This window comes from uncultured Campylobacter sp. (genome assembly GCF_937997465.1).
Lineage (GTDB): Bacteria > Campylobacterota > Campylobacteria > Campylobacterales > Campylobacteraceae > Campylobacter_A.
Window position 1 is genome coordinate 1 of record NZ_CALKTQ010000038.1, and the last position, 7,238, is coordinate 7,238.

Here is a 7,238-nt window from a genome sequence, read left to right on the forward strand (position 1 = left end):
GAGCGCTGGTCTCATAAGCCGGAGGTCGAGAGTTCAAGTCTCTCTCTTGACACCATCTTTAATCCCTTTAAGAGCCGCAACGGCGCCCCAAAAAGTTCGAGATTATATCTTACTTATACTTGAAAAATAATGAAAATTAGCAAAAGCATAAAATTTACCTTCGGGCAAATGTGAGTTTTTTTGAATTTGTTGCTCCGTCTCTAAAAGATAAATTTACGCAAAGTATCTTTACCTACGAGCCTTTAAGATATTTTGGCAAAAGTTTTTTATTCGAGTCTCTTTCGCGTTTTCACATCGGTAATCCGTATCAGCATAACCTATCACATTCCGCGCAGATTCACACTATTTAGCTAAATTTTTTGATATAATCCCCCCGCTTTAAAAGCTAAAATTTAAAGGAAACATATGAAATTTATTTCTCACAAAATTTTAAAAAGCGCGGTTTTGCTGGCAGCATTGGGATCTTTTGCGACTTGCGGCGCCGAGACGCAGCAGCCTAGCGGCCACGCCATAAGCGGCGTAGCGCTATCGGCGATAGAGGAGGACAATAGGGCTAAAGAAAATTATCTAGTCATCGACGTTAGAAGCGCGGAGGAATATGCTGCAGGTCACCTAAAGCACGCGATCAACATCCCGCTCGGAGAGCTTGAAAGCAGGCTGGACGAGATAAGCGCCTACAAGGATAGAAATGTCGTGCTTTATTGCAACACCGGCAACCGCAGCGGCAAGGCGCTTGATCTGCTTAAACAAAAGGGCTTTAGTATGCTTATGAATGCGCCAGGCGTGAAGCAGTATAACTATGAGCTGTATAAGGTCGGCAGCATAAACGCGGAGGGATTTTTGAAAATAGCAAATGAGCCGAATGTGCTGATCATCGATGCTAGGCAGAAGCAGGACTACGACGCGGGGCATATGAAGGGCGCGATAAATATCCCATACGGCGAGCCTTTGGAAAACTACAAGGACGTGCTTGAGGCCAACAAAGACAAAAGGATAATCACGCACTGCTACAGCGGCAACCGCAGCGCCAAGCTAGCCAAAGCCCTAAACGAGCGAGGCTACAACGTTACAAATCTACTCGACGGCACGAAAGAGTATAATTACGAGTTGGTGAAGTAAATTAGAATTTAGGCTTTTAAAGTAAAATTTCAAAAGCCTAAATCCATAACATTATTTTTTCGCAATATTTATATATCAGAGGGAGCGCTCTAAAATTTTCTTACGCTTTTCCCAGTCACTCATATAAAGAAACAAATAATCGTAAAATTGTTTGGAGTGACTTGGGTGCACCAAATGAACAAGTTCATGAAAAACTACATATTCGATGCACGCTTTTGGTTTTTTGATGAGCTCTATGTTTAAATTTATATATGACTTATAGGGATTGCAGCTTCCCCATCTTGTTTTCATCTGCCTTATTTTTACGCTTTTGATATCTTGCTTTACTATCTTGTTAAACTCTTGCAAGATGTTAAAAAAATATAGCATCGCCTTTTCATGATACCACTCATAAATCAAATTTTCTTTTCGCTTTAGGTCGCTTTTATCTTTTACAAATAGCTCCAGATAACCTCTTTGTAGCTTTACGCGCTCCTCCTTAGACTGCACCACTTTTAACCGGTAGCTTCGCCCAAGATACCTAAAATCCTCACCGCTTACATACTCTTTTTGCGGCGTCTTAAACGAAGCAAAAAACGCCCGTTTTTGCGATATCCACTTGGCTCTTTTTTGCATGATAAATTTTATATGCTCATCGCTTGCTGAATTTGGCGCGGTTAGTATCGCTTCGCCGTTTGGTCTAACTTTTAAAGTGATATTTTTTACATCTTTTTTGATGATTTTTACGTCACTTTGCATAAAAGCTTATCCCTATACCACGGATAGTTTGATAAATTTTCTCTTTATCGTCGATAGAAACACCGTATTCATCCTCTACGTCCCAAAGAGCATCCTCCATCGCGCTTGTTATCTCATTTTCTACGTCTTTATTTTTGTGCCATTCTGGTTTTTTTGAGGCCTCTTCGTAAATTTCATAAAATTTCACGCTCAAATTTTTAGCAACCGACTCTATACCCTCAAGCTCCACATTGCCTAAAATATCAAGCAAGTTATCATAAATGGCAAACAAAATTTTCTTGCCGTTAAACTCTTTTGGATATCTATCTTCGTTTGGTTTTAAAGCTCCTGTTATCAGATCCTTTAACTGTTTTGCTTTGGCAAGTTTTTCTTCTTCGCTAAGTCTTTTAGCCTTATACTCGTCGATGACATCTTGTATCTGTTTGGCTATTGATTTATAAAACGCCGGATTTGACTCCATTTTTTCTTTTACCACCGCACTTACGGCACTGATTATCGTATCGGCTTTTGCATTTTTGCCTTCGATTCTTTGCACCTCATCATCAAATTCCGTCTCAAAGATATTTACGAGCTTCGTAAGCTCATTGACCTCTTTTGCGCTCACATAAGTATCAAGTAGCTTTTGCATCTGCGCTTCGTATTTACCAAAATCGCAAGCCTCGTGATATCTTAGTTGCACCGTCTTTCTTAGTTCGTTATAAAATTTAACCTTTTGCTTATAAGCTTTTATCTCCTCTTCGCTTAAGATATCGCAAATTTTCTCACTCGAAAGCGCTAGTTTAAAAGCTCTAGCAAACTGCGACAGCCACTCTTTAAAGTCGTCTCTTTTTTGCACGTCCTCTAAAACCGCCACATAGCTTTCTAAGTCGTCTTTAAATTTGACATCGCTAAAAAGCCCGTCTAAATGAGTATAGTAGGTCTTTGCCTTTATTATCTCGCTTCTTACGTCTATCACGGCTCCACTTAGATCCTCCGGGTCAAAACCACTTAGCGACGCATAGCTAGTAAGCGCTTCATCAAGCTCGCCTAAAAGCCCTCTATAATCAATAATATAGCCATAATCTTTTCCGTCATAAAGCCTATTTACCCTAGCTATGGCCTGAAGCAGATTATGCTCTTTTAGCTGTTTATCTATATAAAGCGTGCTTGCTCTTGGCGCGTCAAATCCCGTTAAAAGCTTATCCACGACGATAAGCAGATCTATCTCGTCGCCGTAAACGAATTCGTTCTTGACATATTTTAGATATACCTCCTCGCTACCGTACTCTTTTATCGTCTCTTGCCACGCCTTTGCGACATACTCTCTATGCCCACCCTTAAGCTCCTCGTGCTCGTTGCTTGAGATCACGTAAGCAGTTCTTATCTCTCCGTACTCTTCAAATATCTGATGATATTTTATGGCGTCGTATTTTCTTTGCGTAGCTAACATCGCTTTAAAGCCGCCTTTTGCCATCTTTAAACTCTTTTTAAAATGCTCGTTGATATCTAACGCTATGAGCTCTAGCCTTTGTTCGCTCGACGCCACACGCTCAAACCTCGCCCACTTTTGTTGCAGGTCTCTTTTAGCCTCATCGCTTAGCTCTCTTGATATGAGATCAAATTTCCTACTTAGCCCATCAGCATCAAGCACCTTTTGACCGACGTATCGCCCCTCGTAAAGTAGCGGCAAAACGGCACCATCTTTGACCGCATCGTCTATCGTATATCTATGTATCTCTCCGCCAAATTTAGCAAAACTATTTTTCTCGCGCTTTAAAAGCGGCGTTCCGGTAAATCCTATATAGCAAGCAAGAGGCAACGCCTTTTTCATAGCCTTATGCAGATCGCCGCCTTGCGTGCGGTGGCTCTCATCCACTAGCACAAATATATCGCTATCTCTTATCACTACCTTTTGACTTTGCACTTTTTCAAATTTATGCACGAGCGTAGTTATCACGCTAACCCCGCCTTGTAGCTTTTCTATCAGATCGCTTCCGCTACTTGCTCTCCCCGCCTTTATATCCGTGTTTTTAAAAGTTTCGTGTATCTGTTCATCTAGATCTATCCTGTCGGTTACGACGACAACCTTTGAGTTTGGATAAATTTGCTTTAAAAGCTTTGCTAGCATTACCATAGTGAGCGACTTGCCGCTTCCTTGCGTGTGCCAGATGAGTCCGCCCACTCTTGCGCCCTCTTTTTTCGCTGATACCCTCTTTAGCGTCTCTTCGATAGCGAAAAACTGCTGATAGCGGCAAACTTTCTTCATCCTTTTATCAAACAATATATAGTGCCTAATTAGCCTTAGTAGCCTATCTTTAGACAACAGCGAAAAGAGCGTAGTATCAAGAGCACATATCTTTCTATCTTTTATCGCGTCCTTTAGGCTCTCATTTGCTCCGTTTTGCTCTTTCCACACGCTATAAAATTTAAACGGCGTGCCAGTTGTGCCATATCTTGCCCCACTTCCATTTGCCGCGATAGTTAGCTGGATGTATTTAAAAAGGTGCGCTATCTCATCTTTGCCCTGCTCTTTTTCTAGCTGCTTTATGCCGTTTTCAAGGCTCACGCTTGATTTTTTAAGCTCGATCACGACTATTGGTATGCCGTTTATAAAAAGTACGAGATCAGGCCTTCTGTTTTTTGCGCTATCGCTTTGATTTGCCCTGCTTACTTCAAATTCTTCCGTTACGTAAAAGTCGTTGTTTTGTAAATTTTCAAAGTCTATAAATTTAAAAGAGAAGCTCCTTTTTGTGCCGTCTTCTAAATTTTCTTCTAAACTGGTGCCGAGCAATAGCAAATTCGTGATCCTTTCATTTGCGATCATTAGCCCTTCGTTTAAAGACACTCCCGCTAGCTCATCGACCGCCTTTAAAACGTTACTTTGGCTAAATTCATATCTCTTGCCCTTATACTCGTAGCCATTTATCCCACTAAGCTTTTTGGTTAAAATTTCTCTAAACAAAACCTCGCTTGTTTTACCGCCGCGAAGCTTTAAATTTTCCTCCCTACTTATAAATTTATAGCCCAAGCTTTGAAGTAAATTTATGCTGTTTTGCTGGATTTTGTTTTCTGAAGTATCGGGGGTCATATTTCATCTCCAAACTTTTGCTGTCTTATAGTTATAGAATTTTACTTCTTTTTTATCTTTTAAATGAGTGCATTTATCTATAAAATCATCAAAATTATTAATTGCACTTTCATTTGAAATTCCAATATAGATATTTTTTACTTTGCTTCTTATTATTGCCTCCCTAATATGTTCGTCTCCATTTTTTAACATTGTTCCAAAAATTACAAGACTTCCACTAATTTTTGATAAGCTTTTATAACAATGGTTTAAATAGGCATTGTGTATGATTTTTGCTTTCTTTTGTTCACTAGTTCCTTCTGAAACAAAAATAGGATATATATTTTTATCTAAATTTTCTAGTGTTTGCTCTTTAAGTGGTTTGTCGGTTCTGCAATACGTATTTTTTATAATCTCATTTTGTTTATCAAATATATGCAGCCCACCATGTAAAAAGAAAATATTTTGCTTCACACTACTATCATTTGCGTAAATGACATAGTCGTCTCCATTATTACCAGAGCTGCAAAAGCCATCACTTACCACGAGACTAGAGTCTTTTATTTTTTCATTGTCTACAAGCGCTTTTAATTTCATGCAAGTCCAATATAACAATAAATCATAATTTAGAGTATATATAGATTTAAAATCCTTTATAAAATTTATACTATTTTCAAATTCAGCGTCGGTTATATTTGTAATCTTTTCTTGGTGGTTATTTGTTATGATTTCAACCAAATGATTTTTTAGAGAACCTGAATCATTTAATATTTTTTGCTCATCTTCCTCCCCTACAATACCATAATGCTTTAACACCCTAACAGAAGTTTCTAGTAATTTAATGACCTCCTCAAAATCTTTAGTATTAAATTCTTCAAACACTTTATACATAGAGTCCGTTTCTTTTATAAGCTTCTTGTCTACGGCACTTTGTAACAAACTAGTAAAAGAAAATCTTTTGATGTCATATGCCATGCTAAATCCATTACCCAAAAGCAAATGCCTATTTTTATCCTCTAGAATTTGCTTCTTTACATCATTAAAATCCAACAAATCTACTGCTCATATTCTTACCCTTATCTTTCCGCTTAGTAGTTTTTGCATCAAGCCTTGTTTTTGTTTTTTTAAATTTTCTAGCTTTAAATTTAGTAAATTTATCTCGTCATCGCAAGCCGCCAAAACCTCTGCGATTTTTTGTTGCTCGTTTAAATTTGGGAGTTTTATTGAGATTGTTTTCATATCTTTAAAATTCAAACTTTTCCTAACGCTTCCAGCTAAATATTTATATAAATTACCAATAAAATTATGGCTTTGAAACCAAAATTTTAAAAAACGATTATCTGAATTTTTCAGGCACTCAAAAACAACATACATAGGACTCAGAATTCCGATTTCATAGCTTTCCAGTAAAGCAATAGAACCGACATTTATTCTCGAAGGGTTGTAGGCAAAATTTCCCTTTTTAACGATTTTATAATTTGTCATATTGTCACTAGCAACGCTTTTATCAAAATACTCAACTTGAGTTACAAATCCAAATTTATTTGTTACACTTAAAACCAAATCAATATTTTTAGTATTTCGATCACTTTTTTCTTTTAAACATTTTCCAAGTTTTGTTTCTTTCCACTCGTCTTTGAACTCAGGAAAGCGGATTTTGGCTGTAAGTAAAATTTGCATAAGAGCTTTTTTAAACCGCTTTTTGTTTTCTATCAAATTTATAGTTAAATTTATAGCCTCATCCCAAGTAGATAAAATTTCCGCTATCTTTTCTTGCTCGTCTAATGGCGGAAGCGGGATTGTTTGTGCATGTATATCATTTCTGTTTAATGTTGGAACGCCGGAACCAGCACTAAATCTTGCTAAATTAAGGGTGATATACATATAGTAGATAAATTTGGGGTTATTGTCGTAAAAATTTGTAACCCACAGCGAAGTATTATGTGGCCAATAATCCTCCTCAACATATACTACTTTTCCAATAGTCCCAGATCTCCCAGTTATAACGCCTGGGGCTTTAGCTTTAAATTCATTATGAAATCTCAATATGCCGTTAGAATATACTACTGGATATAAACCTTCTTTAATATTATCGGTTGGCAAATCATATCCTCTTTGTAATGGCGCAACCTTTTCAAGCTTCACAACCCTCCACCCACTCGGTAAATTTTTAAATTCGCTTTTCATTTTCCACTCTCTAGTTTTTTAACAAATTTATCAAAGTCAGAAATATCGCATTTGTCTTGCATTTTTTTAAATTTTTCAAACTCCTCTAATGCATGTTTTTCGGCACTCTCTCTACTTATTGAGCCGTTATTATCTAATATCTCTTTTT

Annotated in this window: 5 protein-coding genes; 1 reads left to right on the plus strand and 4 read right to left on the minus strand. The window is 37.6% G+C overall.

Annotated features, from left to right (window positions below):
* Positions 1 to 405 precede the first annotated feature (405 nt).
* The gene (locus Q0546_RS01125) at positions 406 to 1,119 is read left to right on the plus strand and encodes a rhodanese-like domain-containing protein (RefSeq protein ID WP_297990208.1); all 714 of its coding nucleotides are present in this window, start codon (positions 406 to 408) and stop codon (positions 1,117 to 1,119) included.
* Positions 1,120 to 1,194: 75 nt separating this feature from the next.
* Here the strand turns inward: Q0546_RS01125 and Q0546_RS01130 are convergent, their stop codons facing one another.
* The 4 genes from Q0546_RS01130 to Q0546_RS01145 are packed head-to-tail and all read right to left on the minus strand — an operon-like array spanning position 1,195 to position 7,090.
* On the minus strand, positions 1,195 to 1,857 hold the full coding sequence (locus tag Q0546_RS01130; protein WP_297990206.1) for a SprT family zinc-dependent metalloprotease: 663 nt from the start codon (positions 1,855 to 1,857) through the stop codon (positions 1,195 to 1,197).
* Positions 1,847 to 4,924 (minus strand): type I restriction endonuclease subunit R, encoded by a 3,078-nt coding sequence (locus tag Q0546_RS01135; RefSeq protein ID WP_297990205.1) that lies wholly within the window; start codon positions 4,922 to 4,924, stop codon positions 1,847 to 1,849. The genes Q0546_RS01130 and Q0546_RS01135 overlap by 11 nt, the downstream gene beginning before the upstream one ends.
* A 3-nt stretch (positions 4,925 to 4,927) precedes the next feature.
* Entirely contained in the window at positions 4,928 to 5,953 is a 1,026-nt protein-coding gene (locus Q0546_RS01140; protein ID WP_297990258.1) for a DUF4917 family protein, read from the minus strand.
* A 12-nt stretch (positions 5,954 to 5,965) separates the two neighbouring features.
* The gene (locus Q0546_RS01145; RefSeq protein ID WP_297990204.1) at positions 5,966 to 7,090 is read right to left on the minus strand and encodes a restriction endonuclease subunit S; all 1,125 of its coding nucleotides are present in this window, start codon (positions 7,088 to 7,090) and stop codon (positions 5,966 to 5,968) included.
* Between the last annotated feature and the right edge of the window lie 148 nt (positions 7,091 to 7,238).